The organism is Streptomyces sp. NPDC050546, from assembly GCF_044457425.1.
GTDB lineage: Bacteria > Actinomycetota > Actinomycetes > Streptomycetales > Streptomycetaceae > Streptomyces.
Window position 1 is genome coordinate 170,435 of sequence record NZ_JBITGX010000013.1, and the last position, 23,946, is coordinate 194,380.

At 70.0% G+C, this 23,946-nt stretch carries 25 protein-coding genes and 2 pseudogenes; 11 read left to right on the top strand and 16 right to left on the bottom strand.

Annotated features, from left to right (window positions below):
- Positions 1–17: 17 nt before the first annotated feature.
- The 4 genes from ACIBK5_RS30025 to ACIBK5_RS30040 form a co-directional block, all read right to left on the bottom strand.
- Complete coding sequence (locus ACIBK5_RS30025; protein ID WP_399024306.1) at positions 18–581, bottom strand: Clp protease N-terminal domain-containing protein; 564 nt, start codon at positions 579–581, stop codon at positions 18–20.
- Complete coding sequence (locus tag ACIBK5_RS30030; RefSeq protein ID WP_004925761.1) at positions 581–790, bottom strand: HTH domain-containing protein; 210 nt, start codon at positions 788–790, stop codon at positions 581–583. The genes ACIBK5_RS30025 and ACIBK5_RS30030 overlap by 1 nt, the downstream gene beginning before the upstream one ends.
- A gap of 124 nt (positions 791–914) precedes the next feature.
- Entirely contained in the window at positions 915–1,880 is a 966-nt protein-coding gene (locus tag ACIBK5_RS30035; protein WP_399024308.1) for a zinc-binding dehydrogenase, read from the bottom strand.
- A gap of 336 nt (positions 1,881–2,216) precedes the next feature.
- Positions 2,217–3,449, bottom strand: a complete 1,233-nt coding sequence (locus ACIBK5_RS30040) for a malic enzyme-like NAD(P)-binding protein (protein ID WP_391110293.1) — start codon at positions 3,447–3,449, stop codon at positions 2,217–2,219.
- A gap of 593 nt (positions 3,450–4,042) precedes the next feature.
- On the opposite strand from ACIBK5_RS30040, the gene ACIBK5_RS30045 reads away from it, so the two are divergent.
- Genes ACIBK5_RS30045 through ACIBK5_RS30055 form a run of 3 tightly spaced genes read left to right on the top strand, consistent with a single transcriptional unit; the run spans position 4,043 to position 6,725 of the window.
- Positions 4,043–4,993 (top strand): ABC transporter substrate-binding protein, encoded by a 951-nt coding sequence (locus ACIBK5_RS30045; RefSeq protein WP_399024311.1) that lies wholly within the window; start codon positions 4,043–4,045, stop codon positions 4,991–4,993.
- Between the two features lie 32 nt (positions 4,994–5,025).
- On the top strand, positions 5,026–5,967 hold the full coding sequence (locus ACIBK5_RS30050) for an amino acid ABC transporter permease (RefSeq protein ID WP_399024313.1): 942 nt from the start codon (positions 5,026–5,028) through the stop codon (positions 5,965–5,967).
- Entirely contained in the window at positions 5,964–6,725 is a 762-nt protein-coding gene (locus tag ACIBK5_RS30055; protein ID WP_399024314.1) for an amino acid ABC transporter ATP-binding protein, read from the top strand. The genes ACIBK5_RS30050 and ACIBK5_RS30055 overlap by 4 nt, the downstream gene beginning before the upstream one ends.
- A gap of 64 nt (positions 6,726–6,789) precedes the next feature.
- Here ACIBK5_RS30055 and ACIBK5_RS30060 read toward each other — a convergent pair whose 3' ends face one another.
- Positions 6,790–7,560, bottom strand: a complete 771-nt coding sequence (locus ACIBK5_RS30060) for a class I SAM-dependent methyltransferase (RefSeq protein WP_399024316.1) — start codon at positions 7,558–7,560, stop codon at positions 6,790–6,792.
- An 89-nt stretch (positions 7,561–7,649) separates the two neighbouring features.
- On the opposite strand from ACIBK5_RS30060, the gene ACIBK5_RS30065 reads away from it, so the two are divergent.
- Complete coding sequence (locus tag ACIBK5_RS30065; protein WP_399024318.1) at positions 7,650–8,306, top strand: CGNR zinc finger domain-containing protein; 657 nt, start codon at positions 7,650–7,652, stop codon at positions 8,304–8,306.
- 65 nt (positions 8,307–8,371) lie between these two features.
- Here ACIBK5_RS30065 and sodX read toward each other — a convergent pair.
- A pseudogene (gene sodX / locus ACIBK5_RS30070) lies at positions 8,372–8,857 on the bottom strand (nickel-type superoxide dismutase maturation protease); the annotation flags it as partial.
- On the opposite strand from sodX, the gene sodN reads away from it, so the two are divergent.
- Together sodN and ACIBK5_RS30080 are read left to right on the top strand one after the other, a co-directional pair.
- The gene (sodN, locus tag ACIBK5_RS30075; protein ID WP_030928916.1) at positions 8,769–9,164 is read left to right on the top strand and encodes a superoxide dismutase, Ni; all 396 of its coding nucleotides are present in this window, start codon (positions 8,769–8,771) and stop codon (positions 9,162–9,164) included. The pseudogene sodX and the gene sodN sit on opposite strands and share 89 nt — an antisense overlap.
- A 670-nt stretch (positions 9,165–9,834) precedes the next feature.
- Complete coding sequence (locus ACIBK5_RS30080; protein ID WP_399024320.1) at positions 9,835–10,398, top strand: hypothetical protein; 564 nt, start codon at positions 9,835–9,837, stop codon at positions 10,396–10,398.
- An 89-nt stretch (positions 10,399–10,487) separates the two neighbouring features.
- Here the strand turns inward: ACIBK5_RS30080 and ACIBK5_RS30085 are convergent, their stop codons facing one another.
- Positions 10,488–10,721 (bottom strand): hypothetical protein, encoded by a 234-nt coding sequence (locus ACIBK5_RS30085; RefSeq protein ID WP_399024322.1) that lies wholly within the window; start codon positions 10,719–10,721, stop codon positions 10,488–10,490.
- A 16-nt stretch (positions 10,722–10,737) separates the two neighbouring features.
- Positions 10,738–11,892, bottom strand: a complete 1,155-nt coding sequence (locus ACIBK5_RS30090; RefSeq protein WP_399024324.1) for an anion permease — start codon at positions 11,890–11,892, stop codon at positions 10,738–10,740.
- Positions 11,893–11,996: 104 nt separating this feature from the next.
- On the opposite strand from ACIBK5_RS30090, the pseudogene ACIBK5_RS30095 reads away from it, so the two are divergent.
- Positions 11,997–12,730 (top strand): annotated as a pseudogene (locus ACIBK5_RS30095) (VOC family protein).
- Here ACIBK5_RS30095 and ACIBK5_RS30100 read toward each other — a convergent pair.
- The 4 genes from ACIBK5_RS30100 to ACIBK5_RS30115 all read right to left on the bottom strand — a co-directional run bounded on the left by ACIBK5_RS30100 (position 12,727) and on the right by ACIBK5_RS30115 (position 15,635).
- Positions 12,727–12,963, bottom strand: coding sequence for a hypothetical protein (locus ACIBK5_RS30100; RefSeq protein ID WP_399024326.1), 237 nt, complete (start codon positions 12,961–12,963; stop codon positions 12,727–12,729). The pseudogene ACIBK5_RS30095 and the gene ACIBK5_RS30100 overlap by 4 nt on opposite strands.
- Positions 12,964–12,974: 11 nt before the next feature.
- Positions 12,975–14,195, bottom strand: coding sequence for an RNA polymerase sigma factor (locus tag ACIBK5_RS30105; protein ID WP_399024328.1), 1,221 nt, complete (start codon positions 14,193–14,195; stop codon positions 12,975–12,977).
- Positions 14,196–14,229: 34 nt separating this feature from the next.
- On the bottom strand, positions 14,230–14,643 hold the full coding sequence (locus ACIBK5_RS30110; RefSeq protein WP_376385860.1) for a YciI family protein: 414 nt from the start codon (positions 14,641–14,643) through the stop codon (positions 14,230–14,232).
- 407 nt (positions 14,644–15,050) lie between these two features.
- Complete coding sequence (locus ACIBK5_RS30115) at positions 15,051–15,635, bottom strand: dihydrofolate reductase family protein (protein ID WP_399024331.1); 585 nt, start codon at positions 15,633–15,635, stop codon at positions 15,051–15,053.
- Between the two features lie 124 nt (positions 15,636–15,759).
- Here ACIBK5_RS30115 and ACIBK5_RS30120 point away from each other — a divergent pair, with 124 nt between their 5' ends.
- On the top strand, positions 15,760–16,359 hold the full coding sequence (locus ACIBK5_RS30120; RefSeq protein WP_399024333.1) for a TetR/AcrR family transcriptional regulator: 600 nt from the start codon (positions 15,760–15,762) through the stop codon (positions 16,357–16,359).
- Between the two features lie 115 nt (positions 16,360–16,474).
- Here the strand turns inward: ACIBK5_RS30120 and ACIBK5_RS30125 are convergent, their stop codons facing one another.
- The 3 genes from ACIBK5_RS30125 to ACIBK5_RS30135 all read right to left on the bottom strand — a co-directional run bounded on the left by ACIBK5_RS30125 (position 16,475) and on the right by ACIBK5_RS30135 (position 20,286).
- On the bottom strand, positions 16,475–17,116 hold the full coding sequence (locus ACIBK5_RS30125; protein WP_399024335.1) for a GNAT family N-acetyltransferase: 642 nt from the start codon (positions 17,114–17,116) through the stop codon (positions 16,475–16,477).
- A gap of 461 nt (positions 17,117–17,577) precedes the next feature.
- A complete protein-coding gene (locus tag ACIBK5_RS30130; RefSeq protein WP_399024337.1) occupies positions 17,578–18,768 on the bottom strand; it encodes a family 2 encapsulin nanocompartment cargo protein polyprenyl transferase in 1,191 nt (396 codons plus the stop codon).
- A 111-nt stretch (positions 18,769–18,879) separates the two neighbouring features.
- Complete coding sequence (locus ACIBK5_RS30135) at positions 18,880–20,286, bottom strand: family 2B encapsulin nanocompartment shell protein (protein WP_399024339.1); 1,407 nt, start codon at positions 20,284–20,286, stop codon at positions 18,880–18,882.
- Between the two features lie 282 nt (positions 20,287–20,568).
- Here ACIBK5_RS30135 and ACIBK5_RS30140 point away from each other — a divergent pair, with 282 nt between their 5' ends.
- Both ACIBK5_RS30140 and ACIBK5_RS30145 read left to right on the top strand, forming a co-directional pair.
- Complete coding sequence (locus tag ACIBK5_RS30140) at positions 20,569–21,024, top strand: DUF6010 family protein (RefSeq protein WP_399024341.1); 456 nt, start codon at positions 20,569–20,571, stop codon at positions 21,022–21,024.
- Complete coding sequence (locus ACIBK5_RS30145; RefSeq protein WP_399024343.1) at positions 21,021–21,938, top strand: 1-aminocyclopropane-1-carboxylate deaminase/D-cysteine desulfhydrase; 918 nt, start codon at positions 21,021–21,023, stop codon at positions 21,936–21,938. Before ACIBK5_RS30140 ends, ACIBK5_RS30145 begins: the two co-directional genes overlap by 4 nt.
- A gap of 67 nt (positions 21,939–22,005) precedes the next feature.
- Here ACIBK5_RS30145 and ACIBK5_RS30150 read toward each other — a convergent pair whose 3' ends face one another.
- On the bottom strand, positions 22,006–23,604 hold the full coding sequence (locus ACIBK5_RS30150; RefSeq protein ID WP_399024344.1) for a Na+/H+ antiporter: 1,599 nt from the start codon (positions 23,602–23,604) through the stop codon (positions 22,006–22,008).
- Between the two features lie 64 nt (positions 23,605–23,668).
- On the opposite strand from ACIBK5_RS30150, the gene ACIBK5_RS30155 reads away from it, so the two are divergent.
- Positions 23,669–23,929 carry a UBP-type zinc finger domain-containing protein gene (locus ACIBK5_RS30155; protein ID WP_391110355.1) on the top strand — a complete coding sequence of 87 codons (261 nt, stop codon included), beginning with the start codon at positions 23,669–23,671 and terminating at the stop codon, positions 23,927–23,929.
- The last annotated feature ends 17 nt before the right edge of the window (positions 23,930–23,946 follow it).

Consider the following 23,946-nt stretch of genomic DNA (forward strand, 5'->3'; position numbering starts at 1 on the left):
CCGGAGGGAAAGCCGCGTCACCCGGCCTTGGCCTCGCCGCCCCCGTACAGCACCCGCACCAGGGACTCGTACGTCACCCCGTGGTCGGCGAGGGTCTCGGCCGGCACACCGGGGCGCATGGTCAGGGCCAGCAGGATGTGCTCGTCACCGATGTGCCGGTCCCCCTGAGCGAGAGCGACGCGCAAGGAGTGCTCCAGCACTGCCTTGGCACCCCGCCCGAACGAGGGCCGCCCGGACCACCACCCCTTTTCCTTCCGGTCACCGGACATGGCGCCGACCCCGTGCACCTCCTCCACCCGGGCGACGATCTCGGCCACATCGATCCCCAACCCGGCGAGCGCATCCGTATCGGCCTGTGACAGCCCTGCCCGCCGCCGCGCCTCACGCAGCGCCTGACGCACGGACTCCCGCCGGTCCCCGAGCCCGAGAGCGGTCAGCGCGAACGACCCACGACTGCCCTCACGGTCGAGCAGCGCCAGCAGCAGATGCTCCGGCTCCACACTCTGCCCGTCGCCCCCTTCCACGTACTCGAACGCACCCTTCACCACACCCCGGGCGTCTTTCGTGAACCGCTCGAACATCAATGCCTCCCGTACTTCTTGTGCACGGCCTGCCTGCTCACACCGAGTTCGGCGGCGATCTCCTGCCACGACCAGCCCTGATTGCGCGCATTGCGCACCTGTACGGCTTCCAACTGCTCCAGCAGCCTGCGCAGCGCGGCGACAGCCCTCAGGCCGACCCGTGGATCACGGTCACCCGCGCGCTCGGCCAGATCCGTTGCTTCGGTCATACCGTCAACCTAAGTTGACACTCGCCATTCGTCAACCCCAGTTGACATACGAAAGCGGCCGGCCCATCCCGGACCGACCGCCGACATCACTCAGGAGGCACCTCACACACGCCCCCGGAACACCTCAGGAATTCGCCAGCACGACCTTCCCGAACTGCTCACCCGAAGCCAGCCGCTCGAAGCCCTCACGCGCACGGTCCATGGGCAGCACCTCGTCGATCACGGGCCGCACACCGGTGGCGGCACAGAACGCGAGCAGATCCTCCAGCTCGTCCTTGGTCCCCATCGTGGAGCCGACGACCTTGAGCTCGAGGAAGAAGATCCGGGTCAGCTCGGCGTGCGACGGCCGATCACCACTGGTCGCACCGGAAATCACCAGCGTGCCCCCGGGCTTCAGCGACTTCACGGAGTGCGACCACGTCGCCGCCCCGACGGTCTCGATCACGGCGTCGACCCGCTGCGGCAGCCGCGCCCCGGACTCCACGGCCTCCACGGCCCCCAGCTCCACGGCCCGCTTCCGCTTGGCCTCGTCCCGGCTGGTGGCGAAGACTCGCAGCCCGGCGGCCTTCCCCAGCACGATGGCGGCCGTGGCGACACCACCACCGGCCCCCTGCACCAGCACGGAGTCGCCGGGCCGGACACCCGCGTTGGTGAACAGCATCCGATACGCGGTCAGCCACGCGGTCGGCAGACAGGCGGCCTCCGCGAAGGAGAGCTCCTTGGGCTTGGGCAGGAGGTTCCAGGTCGGTACGGCGACCTGCTCCGCGAACGTGCCCTGATAGCGCTCGGTGAGGATGGAACGGGGCTCCTTGGGCCCCACCCCATGCCCGGTCTGTCCGATCACGGAATGCAGGACGACCTCGTTGCCGTCCTCGTCGACACCGGCGGCGTCGCAGCCGAGGATCATCGGCAGCTTGTCCTCTGCGAGGCCGACGCCGCGCAGGGACCACAGGTCGTGGTGGTTGAGGGAGGCGGCCTTGACCGTGACGGTACTCCAGCCGGGGCGGGCCTCGGGAGCCGGACGCTCTCCCAACTCCAGGCCGGTCAGCGGCTGGTCGCGGTCGATTCGGGCGGCATAGACAGCGAACATGACCTTGACGATAGGTTCCCGGCCCAACCGTTGGAACCACCGCCCCGTGTGAGACACACCCTCTTGCCAGACGCACCACGTCGGTGCCGCTACCGGCGTCTCAAGGTGCCCGGCGTCGGTGCTGGGGCCGGGGGTGGGTCCGCAGCCCGGCGTAGCGGGGTGCCGCCGCGCCCACCCGTGCCGCCCCCAGCGGCACGCATGCCCGCAGCGGCGGGCGCCGGACCAGACACGGCCCCGACCCACGACGAACCCGCACACCAACGCAGCCGCACCCGCCCGCCCACGGCAAAAGAAATGGCCCCGTCCACACCAGGACGGGGCCACATCACGGCAACGTCACCGCCGAGCCACACCCTCAGCCCGCGCAGCGGCCGCCACGGCCGCCGTAACCGCCGGCGCGACCCGCTCGTCGAACGGCGACGGAATGACGTAGTCGGCCGCGAGGTCGTCCCCGACCACGGACGCCAGCGCCTCGGCCGCAGCCAGCTTCATCCCCTCGGTGATCCGGGAGGCCCGCACCTGCAGCGCCCCCGCGAAGATCCCCGGAAACGCCAGCACGTTGTTGATCTGGTTCGGGAAGTCCGACCGCCCGGTCGCCACGACAGACGCGTACTTGTGCGCGACCTCCGGGTGCACCTCAGGATTCGGGTTCGCCATGGCGAACACGAACGCACCCTCGGCCATGGAGGAAACCGCGGCCTCCGGCACCGTCCCACCGGACACCCCGATGAACACGTCGGCCCCGGCCAGCGCGGCCTCCAGCGACCCGCTGATCCCCGCCTTGTTCGTGAACCCGGCCAGTTCCTGCTTCACCGCGGTGAGGTCGTCCCGGTCCGCCGACACGACACCCTTGCGGTCGGCGACCGCGACATCCCCGATCCCGGCCTCGACCAGCATCCGCGCGATGGCGACACCGGCCGCCCCCGCCCCGGAGATGACGGCCCGCAGCTCGCCCAGCGACCGCCCGCTCAGCCGCGCGGCGTTCCGCAGGGCCGCCAGCGTCACCACAGCCGTACCGTGCTGGTCGTCGTGGAAGACCGGAATGTCCAGCCGCTCCTGCAGCTTCCGCTCGATCTCGAAGCACCGGGGCGCCGAGATGTCCTCCAGATTGACCCCGCCGAACGACGGCGCGAGCCGCACCACGGTCTCGACGATCTCGTCGACGTCCGTACAGTTCAGCGCGATCGGAACCGCGTCCACGCCCCCGAACTGCTTGAACAGAATCGCCTTGCCCTCCATCACCGGGAGGGAGGCCTCGGGCCCGATGTCACCGAGTCCCAGCACGGCCGTACCGTCCGTCACGACGGCGACGACCGACGACTTCCACGTGTAATCGTGGACGAGGTCCGGCTGCTCCGCGATCGCGCTGCACACCTTCGCGACGCCGGGCGTGTAAGCCAGGGACAGGTCGTCCTTGTCACGGACCGGCACCGTGGCCTGCACGGCCATTTTGCCGCCGCGATGCAGTGCGAACGCCGGGTCGAAGGAGTCGAGAGGCTCCGCACCGCCCTCGTGACCCGTATCGCCGGTCTTGCTCTCGCTGCGAGGATTGACGATCTCCGCTGCCACTTCGTTCTACCCCTTAAATCTTCATTGGTCTGAGGGTGGCCACTCCTGGTGAGGGGTGGGCGGGACCGCGTACCGCCGTGGTCGTGCTCTGTACGTGATACGTACGGGCGCGTACGCGACGGGCGCGCCGCACACGCGCCCTGAGCCCCGGATGAGGGGTGTAAAGACCCTTCTTACCGGACGGAAGGCGCCGACGACGAGTCCATAACGCGAAGGTCACATGACGGCGCCCCGACGCTTCGTCCAATTTCGGGACAACCTCTGGACAAAGCATCGACAACCACTCAAGCATCCGCGAAGTTCGCGGGCCCCATGCTGAAATCCCTGGTTACGCCGAAGATCTTCCGGCCGGAAGCACTGATTCCCATAGAAGGTCCAGCCGTGATGTACCTGGGTGATGCGGTTCGGGGATCGCCCGTTATCCGATTTTGACATGGCTGGCCCCCAGAATCGCGCAGTCCGAATGGCAAGATGCCGTAATCACACGAGGTCGCGACACTCGAAGGTGCGTGCACTCGTCGACCCATGGCGCTGCCGCACCGGTAGTCGCCGGCCCCATCGGCAACTCCACCCATCCGCCGGAGGAACCCACCATGACCGCAAGCTCCACCCGTCGTACGACCGCCGCGCACTCCCGGCTAGCAGCGGTCGGTGCGATCGCGGTCGCAGGCGCGCTGATGCTCACCGGATGCGGTGACCAGACCAAGGACAACGGCTCCAGCGACACGGCGGCCTCGGCCCCGCTCGCCGACAAGCTGCCGAAGTCCATCCGCGACAAGGGCGTCATCAAGGTCGGTTCCGACATCGCCTACGCCCCGGTCGAGTTCAAGGACGACGCCGGCAAGGTGGTCGGGATCGACCCGGACCTCGCCGCCGCCATGGGCAAGCAGCTCGGGGTCGACTTCCAGTTCGAGAACGGCACCTTCGACACGCTGATCACGGGTCTGCGCTCCAAGCGGTACGACATCGCCATGTCCGCGATGACCGACACCAAGGACCGCCAGGAGGGCATCGACTCCGACACCGGCAAGAAGGTCGGTGAGGGCGTCGACTTCGTCGACTACTTCACCGCCGGTGTCTCGATCTACACCAAGAAGGGCGACGACCAGGGCATCAAGACCTGGTCCGACCTCTGCGGCAAGAAGATCGTGCTGCAGCGCGGCACGGTGTCCGAGGACCTCGCCAAGGCGGAGTCGAAGAAGTGCCCGGCCGGCAAGAAGATCGCCATCGAGCCCTTCGACAACGACCAGCAGGCCCAGACCCGGCTGCGCGCGGGTGGCGCGGCCGCCGGTTCGTCCGACTTCCCGGTCGCCGCGTACGCGGTGAAGACCTCCGGCGGCGGCAAGGACTTCGAGCTGGTCGGCGAGCAGGTCGAGGCCGCTCCGTACGGCATCGCGGTCGCCAAGAACCAGACGCAGCTGCGTGACGCCCTCAAGGCCGCGCTGGACGCCGTCGTCAAGAACGGCGAGTACGAGGAGATCATGAAGAAGTGGGGCGTCACGGACGGCGCCATCACCGAAGCCACGATCAACGGCGGCAAGTGACCGCGACGCAGCGGCACTGAAAGGCAACACCCGTGACTGTTGACATCGACAAGACGCCGGCCGACACGCCCCCTGCCGGACCGGAGGCCATCAAGGCCATCCCGGTCCGGCACTACGGGCGGTACGTCACCGCCGTCGTCGCGCTCGCCCTGCTGGGCGGCATCGTGTACGCGTTCTCCCAGGGCAAGATCAACTGGGGCGCGATCCCGGACTACTTCTTCGACGACCGCATCCTGGACGGCGTGGGCAAGACGCTCCTGCTGACCGTGCTGTCCATGGCGATCGGCATCGTCGGCGGCGTCCTGCTGGCCGTGATGCGCCTGTCGAAGAACCCGGTGACCTCGTCGATCGCGTGGTTCTACATCTGGTTCTTCCGCGGCACCCCGGTCCTGGTCCAGCTGATCGTCTGGTTCAACCTGGGCCTGGTCTTCGAGTACATCAACCTCGGGCCGTTCTACAAGGACGAGTGGTCGGACTTCATGACCCCGTTCCTGACGGCTCTGCTGGGTCTCGGCCTCAACGAGGCCGCCTACATGGCGGAGATCTGCCGTGCCGGTCTGCTCTCGGTCGACGAGGGCCAGACGGAGGCGTCCCACGCGCTGGGCATGAGCCACACCAAGACGCTGCGCCGGATCGTCATCCCGCAGGCGATGCGCGTGATCGTGCCGCCGACGGGCAACGAGGTCATCAACATGCTGAAGACGACCTCGCTGGTCTCGGTCGTCCAGTATCCCGAGCTGCTCCGCGCGGCCCAGGACATCGGCCAGACCTCCGGCGCCCCCGCCGAGATGCTGTTCCTGGCGGCTGCCTGGTACCTGCTGCTGACCTCGGTCTTCAGCGTGGGCCAGTACTACCTGGAGCGGTACTACGCGCGTGGTTCGAGCCGGTCGCTCCCGGCCACCCCGTTCCAGAAGATCAGGGCGAACGTGCTGTCCCTCTCCAGCCGCTCCAAGCCGACGGGAGGCACCGCATGACCGCCATGGTCAAGGCCGAGGGCGTCCACAAGTCCTTCGGCCCCGTAGAGGTTCTCAAGGGCATCGACCTGGAGGTGAAGTCCGGCGAGGTGTTCTGCCTCATCGGCCCCTCCGGCTCCGGCAAGTCGACCTTCCTGAGGTGCATCAACCACCTGGAGAAGATCAACGCCGGCCGTCTGTACGTGGACGGCGAGCTGGTCGGCTACCGGCAGAAGGGCGACAAGCTCTACGAGCTGAAGGACAGCGAGGTCGCGGTCAAGCGCCGGGACATCGGCATGGTCTTCCAGCGCTTCAACCTGTTCCCGCACATGACGGCCGTCGAGAACGTCATGGAGGCACCCGTCCAGGTCAAGGGCGCGAGCAGGAGCCAGGCCCGTACGCGCGCCCAGGAGCTCCTGGACCGGGTGGGGCTGGCCGACAAGGCGGGCAACTACCCCTCGCAGCTCTCCGGCGGCCAGCAGCAGCGCGTCGCCATCGCCCGGGCCCTCGCCATGGACCCGAAGCTGATGCTGTTCGACGAGCCGACCTCGGCGCTCGACCCGGAGCTGGTCGGTGACGTCCTGGACGTCATGCGTGACCTCGCCGAGTCCGGCATGACGATGATCGTCGTCACCCACGAGATGGGCTTCGCCCGCGAGGTGGGCGACAGCCTGGTCTTCATGGACGGTGGTGTGGTGGTCGAATCCGGTCACCCGCGCGAGGTGCTGACGAACCCGCAGCACGAGCGGACGAAGTCGTTCCTGTCCAAGGTGCTCTGACGGCACGGACACCGAGGGGGCGGTACGGATCTCCGTACCGCCCCCTTCGCTCGTCCGCGACCGGTTACTTCAGGGCGAGCAGCAGGGTGTCCGAGGGCGAGCACCACACCGGCCTGGCCTCGCCGAATCCCTTCTCGCGCAGCACGCGCGCGTGCCAGGCCGCCGAGGGCATGTCGCCGTCGGCGTGTTCGCCGTAGATCTCGTAGCGCCGGGCGGTGGGCCCCGCGAGGACCGGGTCCTTGGCGGCGAGCTGCCACCATTCGGACCAGTCGAGGATGCCGTCCCGCTTGGCCTGATCCATACGGGCGTGCCGCTGTGCCCGCTCCGCCGCGTTGATCCGGGGCGTCGACTCGTCGATCATGTGATCCGCGTTCATGAAGACACCACCGTCGCGGACGAGTCCCGCGACCTGGCCGTAGAGGTCCGCGAGAGGTTCCCGGTGCAGCCAGTGCAGGGCCGTCGCGGTCAGGACGGCGTCGTACGAGTCGTACGGCAGCTTCGCCGGCCAGTCGGGGTCCTTGAGGTCGGCCGTGACGAGGCCGACCCGGTCGTCGCCCGCGAAAGTGCCCTCGGCGATGGCGAGGAGCGCCGGGTCGAGGTCGACGCCGGTGCTGGTGGCCTCGGGGAACCGGGCGAGCAGCCGGGCCGTGATGCTGCCCGTGCCGCAGGCGAGGTCGAGGACGCGCGGGGCGGTGCCCACCAGGGCCTCGACCATGTCGAGCATGATCCCGAACCGCTCCTCGCGGTCGGGCAGGTACCACTCCTGCTGCCGGTCCCAGCTCTCCTGCCAGGCACGCCAGTCGGTGGTGGCCGTAGTGGTGTCGGCGTCCGTCATGGAACCTCTCCCTCGTAATACCCTGGAAGCACCATCAGCTGTTACAAGTCCGCGTTCACGACAATAAAGCCCCTCCGTAAGGACTACAAGTGGAACTGGCCTATTACTCGGACTATGCCGTGCGCCTCGTCAACACCGAGGAACCGGTCCGGGGCAAGGACACGCTGACGTCGGTCGAGGCCGTCCGCGACCTGTTCGGCGCCAGCCAGTCGGCGGCCCGCCGCGCCACCGACTCGGACGTGACGCGGTTCCGCTCGATCCGGGCCCGGCTGCGCTCGGTCTTCGAGGCGGCCGACACGGGCGACGAGACCCTGGCCGTCGACCTGCTGAACTCCCTCCTCCTGGAGTTCCCGGTGAGCCCGCAGATCTCGGGGCACGACTTCCGCGACGACGACGGCCGCCCCCTGTGGCACATGCACCTGGCGGACCACCCGTCCAACGCCACGGCGGGCTACGCGGCGATCGCGGCGATGGGCCTGGCGTTCCACCTGACCGAGTACGGCGTGGACCGGCTCGGCCTGTGCGAGGCCGCGCCCTGCCGCAACGCCTACCTGGACACCTCCACGAACCGCTCCCGGCGCTACTGCTCCGACCGCTGCGCGACCCGCGCCAACGTGGCGGCCTACCGCGCCCGCAAGCGCCGCGAGGCCGCCCTGCCCGACCTGCCCGAGAGCACCGGCCTGGCGGCCGACAGCACCCAGCCCAGCAGTGCCCACGGCGAACGCCCGGCCCCGCGCGGGCGGTAACGGAACCGGACCCGCCCCAGCACCAGCTCGTCCGGCACGACGCCGTAGTCCGTGCTGTCACCACCGGCGTACGCGTTGTCCCCGAGCACCCACCAGCCGCTCTCGCGGCGCTGGGCGACCCGCTTCACGACGAGCAGGTCCTGCTGGAAGGGATGCCTCAGTACGACGACGTCACCGGGCCTGACCCGGGTCCCGTAGTGCACCAGGAGCCGGTCCCCGTGGTGCAGCGTGGGCACCATGGACGGTCCGGTCACCTCGGCCACGCCGAAGGGCGCGGACGGCCTCCCCCGTTCGGACTCCTGCGACAGCTCCGGCATCACCCGGCACCTCCCCGGTTCTTCCTCCACCAGTCTCAGTCTCACCCCGGACTTTTGTCCTAAGCCCATGGGGGCACCCGCGAAAACCAGTCCCTCACGGAGTAATGTCCCCTGTGAGAAGACGATCACGAGGAAGGAATGCTCCATGCTTTCCCGCCTGTTTGCCCCCAAGGTCAAGGTCAGTGCGCACTGCGACCTGCCCTGCGGTGTGTACGACCCTGCCCAGGCCCGCATCGAGGCGGAGTCGGTCAAGGCTGTCCAGGAGAAGATGGCCGGCAACGACGACCCGCACTTCCAGGCGCGCGCCACCGTCATCAAGGAGCAGCGCGCCGAGCTCGCGAAGCACCACGTCTCGGTGCTCTGGAGCGACTACTTCAAGCCGCCGCACTTCGAGAAGTACCCGGAGCTGCACCAGCTGGTCAACGACGCCCTCAAGGCCCTCTCGGCCGCCAAGGGCTCGACCGACCCGGCGACCGGCCAGAAGGCTCTGGACTACATCGCCCAGATCGACAAGATCTTCTGGGAGACCAAGAAGGCCTGATCTTTGGCCAGGCCGTCTGACCTGCGGTTAAGCAGGTCGCATCGCCTACCTGTCCGCACCCGGTCCGCAGGACGCCAAGTACGGCGTCCAGAACGGCCCGGGTGCGGATTTTTCTTTTGCCCGGCCACAGGCGCGTGCCGCCCGGCCGACCGGGGGAGAAATCCAGCCATCAAAAGTCGGCACGCACACCGGAATCCCAACTTCCCTTCACAACAGCCACACGGTGAATCGGCAGATGAGCGGGAGGAGCCGGCTACCTCGAACCTCTCTTCGATGTCATGGCATGTTCAAGCCATCCCCCCTTCGCCCCATCTGTCCCTCTTGCCCCTCGACTATGGCCTGTGGCTATGGTGACCTCCGCAAACGCAGCGTGACCAAGCTGCTCTGACAGTGCGTCACCCAGCACCCTGGGGGGCGCTGTCGCCATGGGGGGATACATCGTCATGCCTCGATGCCGTGCTGTTGACGCACGCCGATTTGGCTCTGCCCGCCCGCCCGCCTTCATGCGGCTTCCCTGACGCCAGGCACGCGGTGGGCTGCCCGGGCTGACGCGCACGCCCCGACGAGCAGGCTCTCGCTGCCCAGACAAGGGTCATCTCGCTGCCCAGACATGGGTCAAGGCTGCGGCCTGCCCCTCAGGCCAGTGAACACTCTACGAAGGGAACACCTGATGTCCATGCGCACACTGTCACGCGCCATAGCCCCGGTCGCCGCGCTCGTCGCCGTCCTGGCGACCGCCCCGCTGGCCTCGGCGGAAGGCCAGGCTCCGGCAGACCGCACCATGGTCGTCGCCGGGACCGGCGTCGAGTTCTCCGAAGCCGGCGCACGCGATGCGCAGACCCGTGCCGTAGCGGCCGAGAATCCGGCGGCGGTCCGTGCCACCGCCTCGCTGTGCGGAAGTGGCTACGAACTGGAGAACGCGGAGCGGCTTCCCGACGCACGGCGCTTCGGAACCCTGTTCACCTACACCAAGCACACGGTCGGCAAGGCCGGTGCCTGCGCCGTCTTCGACAACAACCTCGGCACGGCGAAGAAGATGAAGCTCAAGCTGTGCCCGAACCTGACCGGCGCGGCGTGCAAGGTGGACGAGGGCAACTTCTCGCAGTACGCGGGGCCGGTGAAGTACGAGACCACTGGCAGCGACTCGGTGGACTGTGCCGAGGTGACCGCCATCATGTGGTCGGGCGGTGTGCCGATCATCGACCGGGTCAAGTCCGTCGCGCCCTGCGACTGATTCCAGCGACAGACGCGTCGGTACGACGGCCGTCCGGACCCGGACGGCCGTCGTACGCGCGGCTCAGTGAAACTGAGGCACGATACGGCTCAGTGGAACTGAGGCACGATCAGGTAGATCCCGTACACCACCACGGCCGCGCAGGCGAGGAAGCACAGGGCGGCCTGGGTGAGGCCGAAGGCTGAGGTGCCGCCAGGCTGGTCGCGCGCGCCGTCCAGCCGGGCGAGGCCGAGGACGCCGAAGGCGAACACGACGACCACGGCGACGGTGACGCCGACGCTCACCGCGGCGACCTGGCCGAGTGCGGTCCAGTCCAGATGCATGTCGACTCCCCGTCGTTCAGGCTGCCGCGCCGACCTTGGCGGGCTGCTCGGTGCGGATGCTGACCTCGTGCGCGTCGTTGACGTTGTGCGCGTGCACCGGGTTTCGGCGCGAGATGAGCACGATGCCCCCGGCGAGGGCGGCGCCGACCAGGGCGACGACCGCCGTACCGAGATCGCCGCCGTTCTGGACGACGCTCGCGGCCAGGCCGCCGACCAGCGCGGCGGCGGGCAGGGTGATCATCCAGGCGATCACCATGCGGCCCGCGATACCCCAGCGGACCTCAGCGAGCCTGCGGCCGAGCCCCGCGCCGAGGATGCTGCCCGAGGCGACCTGGGTGGTGGACAGGGCGAAGCCGAGGTGGGCGGAGGTGAGGATGACGGTGGTGGAGGCGGTCTCGGCGGCGAAGCCCTGCGGCGACTGGATCTCGGTGAGGCCCTTGCCCATCGTGCGGATGATCCGCCAGCCACCGAGGTAGGTGCCCAGGCCGATGGCGAGGCCCGCTGAGGCGATGACCCACAGGGGCGGGCCGGCGTCATGGCCGAGCGCGCCGGCCGAGATCAGGGTGAGGGTGATGACGCCCATGGTCTTCTGCGCGTCGTTCGTGCCGTGGGCGAGGGAGACCAGGGAGGCGGAGGCGATCTGGCCGATCCGGAAGCCCTTGGTGACGGAGTCCTTGCGGGCGCGGTCGGTGAGCCGGTAGGCGAGGTAGGTGGCGATCAGCGCGGCGACACCGGCCACCAGCGGCGAGGCCACCGCCGGGACGAGTACCTTCTCGACGACCTTGTCGAAGTTGACGCCGTGGCTGCCCGCCCCGACCCACACGGCCCCGATCAGTCCGCCGAACAAGGCGTGGGAGGAGCTCGATGGCAGTCCGACGAGCCAGGTCAGCAGGTTCCACAGGATGGCCCCGACCAGCCCCGCGAAGATCATCCCCGGACTGACGAGAGTGTCGTCCACGATGCCGCCCGAGATGGTCTTGGCCACCTCGGTGGAGAGAAAGGCACCGACGACGTTGAGGACACCGCTGATCAGGACCGCCGTACGGGGAGCCAGCGCGCCGGTGGCGATGGACGTGGCCATCGCGTTCGCCGTGTCGTGGAATCCGTTGGTGAAGTCGAAGGCGAGCGCCGTGACGATGACGACCGCCACGAGGAACGTGATGTGGTCCATTCCTGAATGCAAACAAGCGCAGACCAATACACGGGGAACGGCGAGGCAAAGGCTGGTCAAGGTTCACGCAGGTGGCCGTGGCGGGCCCCTCTACGATCGCGCCCATGAGGATCCGCTGGACCTACGCCTTCGCCGACCGGCCACGCGAGACCTTCGGTACCGCATGTGACTTCTGGACGGCCGTCACGGACACGCGGCTTTCCGAATTCCGCGGGGAGCACTTCGAGTTCGTGACCCTGCTCCCCGACGGCGCCGACGCATGCGTGAAGGCCCAGGCGGTGCGGTCGGGGGAAGGCGGGGCGCATCTCGACTTCTGTGTGGACGACGTGGCGGCGTTCGCGGACTCGGCGGTGCGGCTCGGGGCGGGCGTGGTGGCTGACCTCGGGTCGCTCGTCGTGCTGCGTTCGCCCGGCGGGCAGTTGTTCTGCGCGGATCCGTGGCCGGCCAGTCGTCGCGCCCGGGTGTGGTGCGGGGCAGCCGGCTCGACCAGGTGTGCCTGGACGTCCCGCCGTCGTCGTACGACGCCGAAGTCGCCTTCTGGAGCGGCTTGCTGGACGGCTGGGTGTCGCGTCCCGGCGCGCTCCCGGAGTTCCATGTGGTCGAGCCGCCTCCCGGCCTGCCGGTCCGGCTGCTTCTGCAACGCCTCGGCGAGGAACGCCCGCCCTCCGCCCACTTCGACCTGGCGTGCGCGGACGTCGCCGTGACCCGGGCGTGGCACGAGGGACTCGGGGCCGTACGCGTGGCCGACCGTTCCGGCTGGACGGTGATGCGCGACCCGGCGGGCGGCACGTACTGCCTGACGGCCCGGGATCCGGAGACGGGCGGGCCGCGCGGCTAGTCGGCCTCCGTGTACGCGTACGCGCACAGGGCCGCATCGACGCCCTCGGGCGTCGGGCAGGGCGGCAGACTCGGTGTCTCGTCGGGTCTCGTCTCTTCCCGGACGTACGGCCCCTGAGGCTCCGTCGAGTCCTGCATCCACAACGTCAGCCCGCCCGCGACGACCACGGCAAGCGCCCACGCGACGACTACCCAGCGCCATACGCCGCGACGCCCCTCCCCCGTCATGCCCATGTCTGAACACGCTAGTGCCTCAAGCGCGCCGCCCGCGCCTGGAGATAGCGCTGCTCGGGCAGGCTGAGGGTCTGGGCGGCCGCCGACTCGTAGGCGGCCCGAGCGGCTTCGGGCTCGCCCGCGCGCTCGAGGAGATGGCCCCGTACCGCGTCCAGCCGGTGGCCTTTCAACTCGCCTGACAGGGCGTCCAGTTCGGTCAGGCCGGCGCGTGGGCCGTGGACCATGGCGACGGCGACCGCGCGGTTGAGGCGTTCGACCGGACCGGGGACCAGGCCGACGAGGACGTCGTACAGACCCAGGATCTCGGCCCAGTCCGTCGCCTCCGGCGAAGGCGCCTCGTCGTGTACGGCTGCGATCGCGGCACGCAGGGGGTACGGCCCGGGCCTGCCCCGGGACAGGGCCCGGGTCACCAGCGCGACGCCCTCCTCGATGGCGGCCTTGTCCCAGCGGTCGCGGTCCTGCTCGTCGAGGGGGATCAGCTCCCCGCGCGGTCCGCTGCGCGCATCACGGCGGGCGTCGGTGAGCAGCATCAGCGCGAGCAGCCCGGCCACCTCGCCGTCCTCGGGCAGCAGCCGGTGGACCGTACGGGTCAGCCGTACGGCCTCGCCCGCCAGGTCGGGGCGTTGGAGAGCCGGGCCGGAGGTGGCGGTGTAGCCCTCGTTGAAGATCAGGTAGAGGATCTGCAGAACGGACGGCAGCCGCTGCTCCCAGCGGTCCGGGCGGCCGAAACGCACGCCCCGCACCTTCTGCTTGGCCCGGCTGATGCGCTGCGCCATCGTCGTCTCCGGGACCAGATACGCGCGGGCGATCTCCGCCGTCGTCAGCCCGCCGACGGCGCGCAGCGTGAGCGCGATCCGGGCGGGCGGGGTGAGGTCCGGATGGCAGCACAGGAAGAGCAGCGAGAGGGTGTCGTCCTCACGGGGAGCCCGCTCCCCGGGCGGCGGGGCGGTGAAGGCGTCGCGGGGCATGAGCGCCGCCGCCCGCTCCTCGCGCTGCCGCCGGGCCTCCTCGCTGCGCAGGGCGTCGGTCAGCCGCCGCGAGGCCACCTTGATCAGCCAGCCGCGCGGATTGTCTGGCACGCCCGCCGAGGGCCACTGCCCGGCCGCCGCGAGGAGCGCCTCCTGTACGGCGTCCTCGGCCGCGTCGAAGTGCCCGTACCGTCTGACCAGCGCGCCGAGGACCTGCGGCGCGTTCCGGCGCAGCAGGTCCTCGACCTCGGGTGTGTTCCTCACCGGCGGATCCGTCGGCGTCGCACGGGCCGACTCGTCAGATGTCCCCGCTGCCGTCCATGATCGGGCGGATCACGACCGGGTAGTCCGGGGCACCGGCCGGCTGGGGGCAGCGGGAGATGCGGTCGGCGATCTCCGTGACCCGCTCCAGGCTCTCGCACTCCAGGACCCAGTAGCCGGCCAGCAGCTCCTTGGTCTCGCTGTACGGGCCGTCGGTGATCACCGCCTTGCCGTCGTCACCGAGGGTGACATGCCGGGTCTGCGCCGGCTCGGCCAGGCCCTGCCCGTCGACGAACTCCCCGGTCTCGGAGAGATCGTCGTTGATGGCTCCCATGTAGGCGAACATGGCCTGCAGCTCGTCCTCGTTCCAGGCGGGCGAGTCCGCTGACGCCTTGCCGCGCATGGCCTCGTAGTCCGCCTGAGTGCCCTGCACCATGACCAGGTACTTCATCAGTCCGCTCCTTCGGCTCTCACCACCCTGCCGGGCGGCTCTCACAGGGGACGTCGGAGCCGGGCCGGGATTCTCGACACGGGCTCAGGAGTTTTCCGAGACGGTTTCTCCGGGGGCCGTTTCGGCCGGGGGTGTCGCAGGTGGGGCGGTGTCATCGTCGGTCGAACGGGGGTACGTGCCGAGCCGGGTTTCCTCGGCAGGCCGCGTGTCCGCGACGGTGGAGGCGCTGTGAGTGGCCTCCGCTTCGTGGGCCCCGCACTCGGGGTTGTGGCAGGGGCCTGCCACCCACAAGGGGACCCACGTGCCCAGCGTCTTGTGGCGCCGGACGACTGTTTCCACTGGCTGCCCGCAGGTCGGACAGACGTGTTCGTCTCTGCCCATGTCCTCAGAGTAGGACGGTCGAGGGCTCAGCGCTTCCTGCTGTACGAGCGCACCAGCACGCCGTTGCCGAACGTACGCACGGACTCCAGGGTGAACTCCGAGATCGCGAACCCGCTCCCGAACATGGGCATGCCCGAGCCGTACACCAGCGGATAGGTCTTGATGACGAGCTCGTCGATCTCGTCGACCAGTTCGCCCGCGATCTTCGAGCCACCACACAGGTAGATGCCGAACTCGCCCTCCTCGGCCTTCAGTTCGCGGACCCTGCCGACCAGGTCGTCCGCGATGATCTCGACGTTCGGGTCGGGCGACTCCTTCAGCGAGCGGGAGGCGACGTACTCGCGCAGGTGCGGGTACGGGCTGGTGATGCCTTCCTTCAGGGCGAGGTCGTAGCTGCGGCGGCCCTGGACGACGGTGTCGAACCGCTGGTTCGGCAGGTCTTCGAGGCCGAGGGCTCGGCGGCCCAGGGGCAGCATGGTCTCCGGATACTCCGCCTTCAGGAAGGCGAAGAACTCCTTGTCGACGAAGGGGAACATCGACGCCGCGTCGCCGTCCGGGTCCCCGATGAAGCCGTCGATGGAGCAGGCGATGAAGTACGTGAGCTTTCGCAAGCCGGTCTCTTTTCGTAGGCTGTCGCTACAACGACTTCAGTTGTAGTACTTCGACTGTAGTGGTTGCAAGGGGATAACAGGGACCGATACCAGGGGCCCCCGAAAGTGGGAGAAGGAACTCCACATGGTCAGCAATCCCGAGCGCCGGGCCGCGCTCGTCGACGCCGGTGTCGAGGTGCTCGCGCGCGAGGGGGCGCGCGGGCTGACGTTCCGCGCGGTGGACACTGAGGCCGGCGTGCCCGTCGGCACGGCCTCCAACTACTTCACCGGACGCGCCGACCTGCTGCGCCAGATCGACACCCGGCTGCATGTGCGGCTCGCACCGGATCCCGCGGTGATCGCCGAGCTGATGACCCGGCCGAAGGACCGCTCACTGGTCACGGCCTTCATGCACGACCTCATGGCCCGCGCGACCCGCGACCGCACGGGCTATCTGGCCCTCATGGAGCTACGGCTGGAGGCCACCCGGCGCCCCGAACTGCTCGCCTCCTACACCAAGTCGGTGCGCGGCGACCTGGACGAGGCCATGGAGTTCCACCGGACGGCCGGACTGCCCGGCGGCGACGAGTCCGTCGCCGTGCTGTATCTGGCCATGCTCGGGCTGCTCCTGGAGCATCTGACCCTGCCGGGCGTCCTGGAGGGCGTACTGCCCGGGGTGGGCGTGCCGGACGGTCTGGTGGAGCGGATCGTGGCGGCGGTACTGCCGGAGGAGGGCCAGGGCTAGGGCTGGGCGGGGCTGGAGCTGGGGCTGGGGCTGGGCGGGGCTGGGGCTGGGGCTGAGTTCGGGACCCTGGCCCCGTCGGGTCGGGTCGGGCCGGTTCGGGTCGGGAAAGCAGGCTCTAGGAGCCCGTGCGTGTACGCGGCTCGCGCCACATCGGCCACATGGCCGGGCCGTCCGGGAGGTCGAGGACGGGACCGGTGACCTCGAAGCCGAGACGCTCGTACAGCTTGCGGCTGCGGGCACTGCTGGCCTCCAGATAGGCGGACAGCCCCTCTCGGTCGCAACGGTCGAGGACCGACTCGATGAGCGCGGTGCCCAGCCCCTCACCCTGCCGACCGGGGGCGACGCCGATCATCCACAGATACTCGTGGGCCCGCCCCGAGGGGTGGACGGCGGCCGTCAGCCGGCCGATCAGCTCGATGCGTTCGTTGTCCGGGTCGACGGCCGCCCGCACCTGTGCCGGACCGTCGTCGTCGGAGTCGCCGTCCCCGGAGTCACCGTCCTCGGTGCCGCCGTCATGGTCGCCGGCCGGTATGGACAGCCACAGCGCACAGGCCGAGCCGTCCTCGGTGACGTCGATACGGCCCGCCGCGAGCACGATGTCGGTGAAGGCGGCCATGAGCCCGGGGTGATGTTCACGGCGGTCCTCCGCACCGGGGAAGACCCAGCCGCTCACCGGGTCGTCCTGGAACGCCTCGTCCAGCAGCCGGACGACCGACTCCCTGTCCGCCTCGCCCGCTGTACGGATCGCCACACCCATGCCCCGCCCCTTAGCTCGTCCCGACGGGCGTTGATCGTAGGGGGGTTGAGGGTCGTCCAGGGCAGGCAGGGCGGGAGCTTGGCGGAATTCAGTCGAACATCCGTCCAAACTAGATCGCGCGATGCGTGAGAGGGGCGGGCCCCGCACACCGTGGGGCAGTGCGGGACCCGCCGACCGGAGTCCGGAAGCCGCGCGGGGTCAGGAGCCGCACGGACCCGACACTCCGGGGTCCTGCCTTCGGTCGCCCGAAGGATCACGCTGTGCTGCCGATGCCGCCAGCTCTACCGAAGGCCGTCCGCCGTCGGCCGTCAGCCATTGCCGAAGGTCGGCTGCTGTCGGCCGTCAGCCATTGCCGAAGGTCGGCTGCTGTCGGCCGTCAGCCACTGCCGAACGTCAACTGCTGTCGGCCGTCAGCCACTGCCGAACGTCAACTGCTGTCGGCCGTCAGCCACTGCCGAACGTCAACTGCTGCGCCGTGTCACGAACTCGGCGAGGGCCAGCAGGCCGCCCGCCGCCTCCGGGTCCGGCACCGCGCGCGCCAGTTGCTGCATCGCCCGCGCCATCCGATCGGCCGCCTGACCCTGCGCCCAGTCACGGCCGCCCGCGCGCTCCACGGTCAGGGCGATGTGGTCCAGGTCCTCCTTCTCGCGAGGTCGTGCGTACAGGTCGGCAAGCTCGGCGGCCGCCGGCGTGCCGGATGTGAAGGCCGCGACGACCGGCAGGGACTTCTTGCGGGCGGCCAGGTCCGCGCCGACGGGTTTGCCGGTGCGGTGCGGGTCGCCCCATATGCCGATGACGTCGTCGATGAGCTGGAAGGCGAGCCCGGCCTCACGGCCGAACGCGTCCAGTGCCGCCACGTCCCCGTCCCCGGCGCCCGCGTACAGGCCCCCGATCGCGCAGGCACTTCCCAGCAGTGCGCCCGTCTTGGCCTCCGCCATGGCGAGCACCTCCTCGAGAGTGACCTCGCCCGGGTCGCACCGTTCCATGGCCGTGTCCGCGTGCTGGCCCGCGCACAGTTCGACCACGCAGTCCGCGAGCCGGACCGCGGCGGCCCGGGCCGCCGGGTGCGGATCCGTCGCGAGCAGCCGAAGGGCCAGCGCCTGCAGGGCGTCTCCACCGAGGATCGCGTCGGCGTCTCCGAACACCGTCCACGCGGTGGGCCGGTGCCGGCGTGTGGTGTCCCGGTCCATCACGTCGTCGTGCAGCAACGTGAAGTTGTGGACCAGCTCCACCGCCGCGGCCGCCCGGACCGCCGCCGCCCGCGCCTCGGGACCCCCGAGAGCGGACGCAGCGGCGAGGACGAGCGCGGGGCGGATCGCCTTGCCCGAGCCCCCCTCGGCCGAGGTGCCGTCCGCCTCCTCCCAGCCGAAGTGATAGAGCGCGATCCGGCGCATCGGCCCGGGCAGCGAGTCGATCGCGGCCCGCAGCACCGGGTCGACCTCCGCCCGGGCCCGGTCCAGGAGTATGACCGCCTCGTGCCCCTCGGCCGGTCCGGGCCGGCCGTCCCGCTGTGTCCCGACGGGCCCCCGCCCTTCCGGCACGCCGGCCGCACGCCCTGGCTCGGCGCCTCGCTGCTCACCGAGGGCGGCTCGCTGCTCACCGGGGGCGGGCAGCGGCGTCTCCGCCCTGAACTCCGTAAGGGACTCACCCATGGGACCGCCTCGGAGTGTGAGCGGACGGTGGCGCTTCCGCTGCCGCTGGGCGCGTACCCCGAGGATGTACCCGCCCGGGCGGGCGGGGACACGGCCGGCATACCGGAAGCGTCACCGCCAGCGGCCGATCTCGACGTTCTCCAGGACTCCGAGCGCGTCCGGTACCAGGACCGCGGCCGAGTAGTACGCCGTGACCAGGTACTTGATGATGGCCTGTTCGTTGATGCCCATGAAGCGCACCGACAGGCTCGGTTCGATCTCGTCCGGGATGCCGGTGGCCCGCAGGCCGATGACACCCTGGTCGGCCTCACCGGTACGCATCGCGATGATCGACGTCGTCCGGGCCTCGGTCACCGGGATCTTGTTGCACGGGTAGATCGGCACACCACGCCAGGTGGGGATGCGGTTGCCGCCGACGTCGATGGTCTCGGGCACCAGCCCGCGCTTGTTGAGTTCACGCCCGAACGCGGCGATCGCACGCGGGTGGGCGAGGAGCAGTTTGGTGCCGCGGCGCCTGCTGAGCAGCTCGTCCATGTCGTCCGGGCCGGGCACCCCGTCGTGCGGCTGGATCCGCTGCTCGTACTCGCAGTTGTGCAGCAGCCCGAAGTCGCGGTTGTTGACGAGCTCGTGCTCCTGGCGCTCCTTCAGCGCCTCGACCGTCAGCCGGATCTGCTGCTCGGTCTGGTTCATGGGCTGGTTGTAGAGGTCGGCCACGCGCGTGTGCATGCGCAGCACGGTCTGGGCGACGCTCAGTTCGTACTCACGGGGCTTGGCCTCGTAGTCGACGAACGTGTGGGGGATGTCCGGCTCGCCGGAGTGGCCGGCGGAGAGGTCGATCTCCTTCTCGCCGTACTTGTTGGAGCGCTGTTCGGGGATCGCGCGGCGCTGCTGCACGTGTTCGCGCAGTGAGTCAGAGCGCTCCGCGATCTGCTCGAACTCCTGGCGGGGCAGCACGAGCACGGTGCACGCGGTGAGCGCGCGGGCCGTGTACTCCCAGATCGCGTCCTCGTCCAGCAGGGCCTCGTCGCCGAAGTAGGCGCCGTCGGCGAGGACTCCGAGGGACTCGTCGTCCCCGTACGGGCCCGTGCCGATCTTCTCCACCCTGCCGTGTGCCAGCAGGTACACCTCGTCGGACTGGCTGCCGAACGACGCGATCACCTCGCCCGCCTGGATCTCCCGCTGCTCGCAGCGGCGGGAGATCTCGGAGAGCACCTCCTCGTCCTCGTACGACCGCAGCGCCGGCAGTTCGCCCAGCTCCGCGGGGATGATCTCGACGCGGTCGCCGGTCTTCACGAACGTCATCCGGCCGTCGCCGACGGCGAAGGTCAGCCGCCGGTTCACCCGGTACGTACCACCCTGGATGTCCACCCAGGGCAGCATCCGCAGCAGCCAGCGGGAGCTGATCTCCTGCATCTGCGGCACGGACTTGGTCGTGGTGGCCAGGTTCCGCGCGGCCGCCGTGCCGAGACTCTGCTGCGGCTTGGTCTCCTCCGTGCGGACCTCTTCGCCTACCGACATAGAGAACTGCCCTCCCGGTTATGCCCAACGCCCATATGACTCGGGCATCGATGTCCACGGGCAAGCCTTCCTCACTCAGCGTCGCGATGCTATTACCCGAAAGAGCGGGAATGGATCTTCGTATCACTGGGCAGAGGAGGCCCGTTTTGGCGTTCGAAGGTTCTGGCCGGACCGGGTGGCGACAACCCGTGGAAACCTGTCGCTCACGCCACTGGGGAGCGGGCCGGACCGTATCTAGCGTGATGAGCCGTTCCCTTCCCGGCTCCAGAAACGGCCCCGTCGATGCAGTACGTCGCGCCGATCGTCATCGGCATCCTCTACGCCCTGTCGATGTCCCTGGTCCGCGAACCGCACCGGCGGCGCCTGAACGCGGTCATGGTCGCCGGTGCCGGTGCCGCGTATCTCAGCGGCGGCGGCATGGGCGGCTGGGAGTTCCCGTTCACCGCGCTGGTCACCTATGTCGCGTTCCGCGGTCTGGAATCGTGGACGTGGATCGGCGTCGGCTGGCTGCTGCACACGGCGTGGGACATCGTCCACCACATCAAGGGCAACCCGATCATCCCGTTCCTCCACACCTCGTCCCTGGGCTGCGCGATCTGCGACCCGGTGATCGCGCTCTGGTGTCTGCGGGGCGGGCCGTCACTCATCGAGTTCGTGCGGGACCGGCGCCGGGCCAGGCGCTCCGAACCGGCACCGGCGGCCGGGTCCCACCCAACCCGGGCGACAATGACGAGGTGACCAGCCCCGACACACCCGGCCCGCCCGGCCTCGCGGCGCTGCGCCCCCGGCTGCCCTCGCCGGTACGGGAGGTCGTCGACGGCCGGTTCGAGCGCCGGGGCGTCCGGCTGCTGCTGAAGCGGGACGACCTGATCCACCCCGAGCTGATCGGCAACAAGTGGCGCAAGCTGGCGCCGAATCTCGCGGCGGCGGCAGGCCGTCCCGTCGTCACCTTCGGCGGCGCCTACTCCAACCACCTGCGCGCCACGGCCGCGGCCGGCCGGCTGCTCGGCATCCCCACGGTCGGAGTCGTACGCGGCGACGAGCTGGCCGGCCGTCCCCTCAACCCCTCCCTCGCGCGGTGTGCGGCCGACGGCATGCGGCTGCACTTCGCCGACCGGGCGACGTACCGCCGCAAGTCGGAGCCGCGGGCCCTGGCCGGGATCCTGCGCGCGGCCGAGGCCGAGGAGGCCTACGTCGTCCCCGAGGGCGGCAGCAACGCCGAGGCCGTACGCGGCTGCCGGGCACTCGGCGCCGAGCTGCGCGACCGGGCCGATGTCGTGGCCGTGGCCTGCGGCACCGGCGGCACGCTGGCGGGACTGGCCGCCGGGCTCGCTCCCGGGCAGCGCGCCCTGGGCGTTCCGGTCCTCAAGGGCGGCTTTCTGACCGCCGAGACCGAGGCCCTGCAGCGGCGGGCCTTCGGCGGACCCCGCGGCACCTGGAGCCTCGACGACCGCTTCCACTTCGGCGGCTACGCGCGCGTGCCCGACGAGCTCGACGCCTTCGCCTCGGACTTCGAGGACCGCCACGGCCTGCCCGTCGAACGTCTGTACGTTGCCAAGCTGCTGTACGGCCTCGTCGCCCTGGCCGAGGAAGACGCCTTCCCGCGCGGGACGACGGTGGCGGCCGTCATCACCGGCCGCCCCTTCCCATGACACTCGGCAGGGTCTCCTGAGCCCCAGCAGCGCCTCCTGACGCCCGGCGGCACCTCCGTGCGCGTCACTACGCCGCCTCCCGGAAGGCGGCCGCCTCCTCCAGGTCCAGCCTGCGCAGCAGGGTCCGCAGCATCTCGTCGTCGATGTACCGGGCATCCCGGAGCCTGACGAACACCTCGCGCTCGGCGCTGATCATCTCCCGCGACAGCCGCCGGTAGGTGTCGTCGACGGACTCCCCGGTGACCGGGTTGGCCTGCCCGAGCCGTTCCCATACGGCGTTGCGGCGGCGCTCAAGGACGATGCGCAGCCGGTCGGCGAGCGGGGCGGGGAGGGCGTTGCGCTCGTCGGTGAGGAGTTCGTCCAGACGCCGCTCGGCGGCCCGGGAGGCCTGCGCCTGGGCGTTCGCCTCGGCGAGCGTCTCGGCCTGGGCGTCCCGCCCGGGGACCTTCAGCAGACGGATCAGCGGGGGCAGGGTCAGGCCCTGCACGACCAGGGTGCCGATGACCGTCGTGAAGGTCAGGAAGAGGATGAGGTTGCGGTGCGGGAAGGGTTCTTCTCCGTCGTGCATGGTCAGCGGGATGGAGAAGGCGATGGCCAGCGAGACCACGCCCCGCATGCCGGCCCACGCGATGATGAACGGCCCCTTCCAGGTCGGGTTCTCCTCACGCTTCCTGATCCGCGCCGACAGCAGCCGGGGCAGGAAGGTCGCCGGATACACCCAGACGAACCGGACCGCGACGACCACCAGGAAGACGGCGAGCGCGTACCAGGCGGCTTCGGCGCCCTCGTACTGTCCGAGGCCCCGCAGGACCACCGGCAGCTGCAGTCCGATCAGCGCGAACACGGCCGACTCCAGGACGAAGGCCACCATCTTCCACACCGCCTCCTCCTGGAGACGCGTGGCGAAGTCGACCTCCCACGCGCGGTGTCCCAGGTAGAGCGCGACGACCACGACCGCGAGGACACCGGAGGCGTGCACCTGCTCGGCGACGGCGTAGGCGACGAACGGGATCAGCAGGGAGAGCGTGTTCTGCAGCAGCGCCTCCTTCACGTGCGTGCGCAGCCAATGGATCGGCGCCATCAGCACCAGCCCGACCACGACACCGCCGACCGCCGCGAGCAGGAACTCGCCGATGCCCCCGGCCCAGGTCGCGCCCTCGCCGACGGCGGCCGCGAGGGCCACCCGGTAGGCGGTGATCGCGGTGGCATCGTTCAGCAGGGACTCGCCCTGGAGGATCGTGGTGATCCGGGACGGCAGCCCGACCCGGCGTGCCACCGCCGTCGCCGCGACGGCGTCCGGCGGCGCCACCACCGCGCCGAAGACCAGGGCCGCGGTCAGCGGCAGGTCGGGCACGATCAGGTACAGGGCCCAGCCGACGACGAAGGTCGCGAACAGCACGTACCCGACGGACAGCATCGCGACCGGCCTGAGCTGGGCCCGCAGGTCGAGGTAGGAGCTGTCGGTGGCTGCCGTGTGCAGCAGCGGGGGCAGGATGAGCGGCAGCACGATGTGCGGGTCGAGCGTGTACTCGGGCACCCCGGGGACGTAGCTGACCGCCAGCCCGATCGCCACCAGCAGCAGCGGCGCAGGCACCGGGGTGCGCCGCGCGGCCGCGGCGATCGCGGCACTGCCCGCCACCAGCAACAGCAGTGGCATCACGTCCATCGTTCTCGCCCGCCCCTCTTTTTTTCCGCGCGGTCTTCCGCTCGACCGTCGTAACCTGGCAATCATGAAACAGTGCACGCACGCCGACGCGCTGCCGCACCCCGAACCCGGCCCGCTCAGCGAGACGTGTCCGGAGTGCTTGGCGGAAGGCATGGATCCGGTACAACTACGGCTGTGCCTCAGCTGCGGTCACGTCGGCTGCTGCGACTCCTCGCCGGGGCGGCACGCGGCGGGGCACCACACGGAGTCCGGCCATCCTGTGATGCGGACGCACGAGCCCGGGGAGACCTGGCGATGGTGCTTCGTCGACCATGTCCTGGTGTGACTCGGCAAGACCCCGGC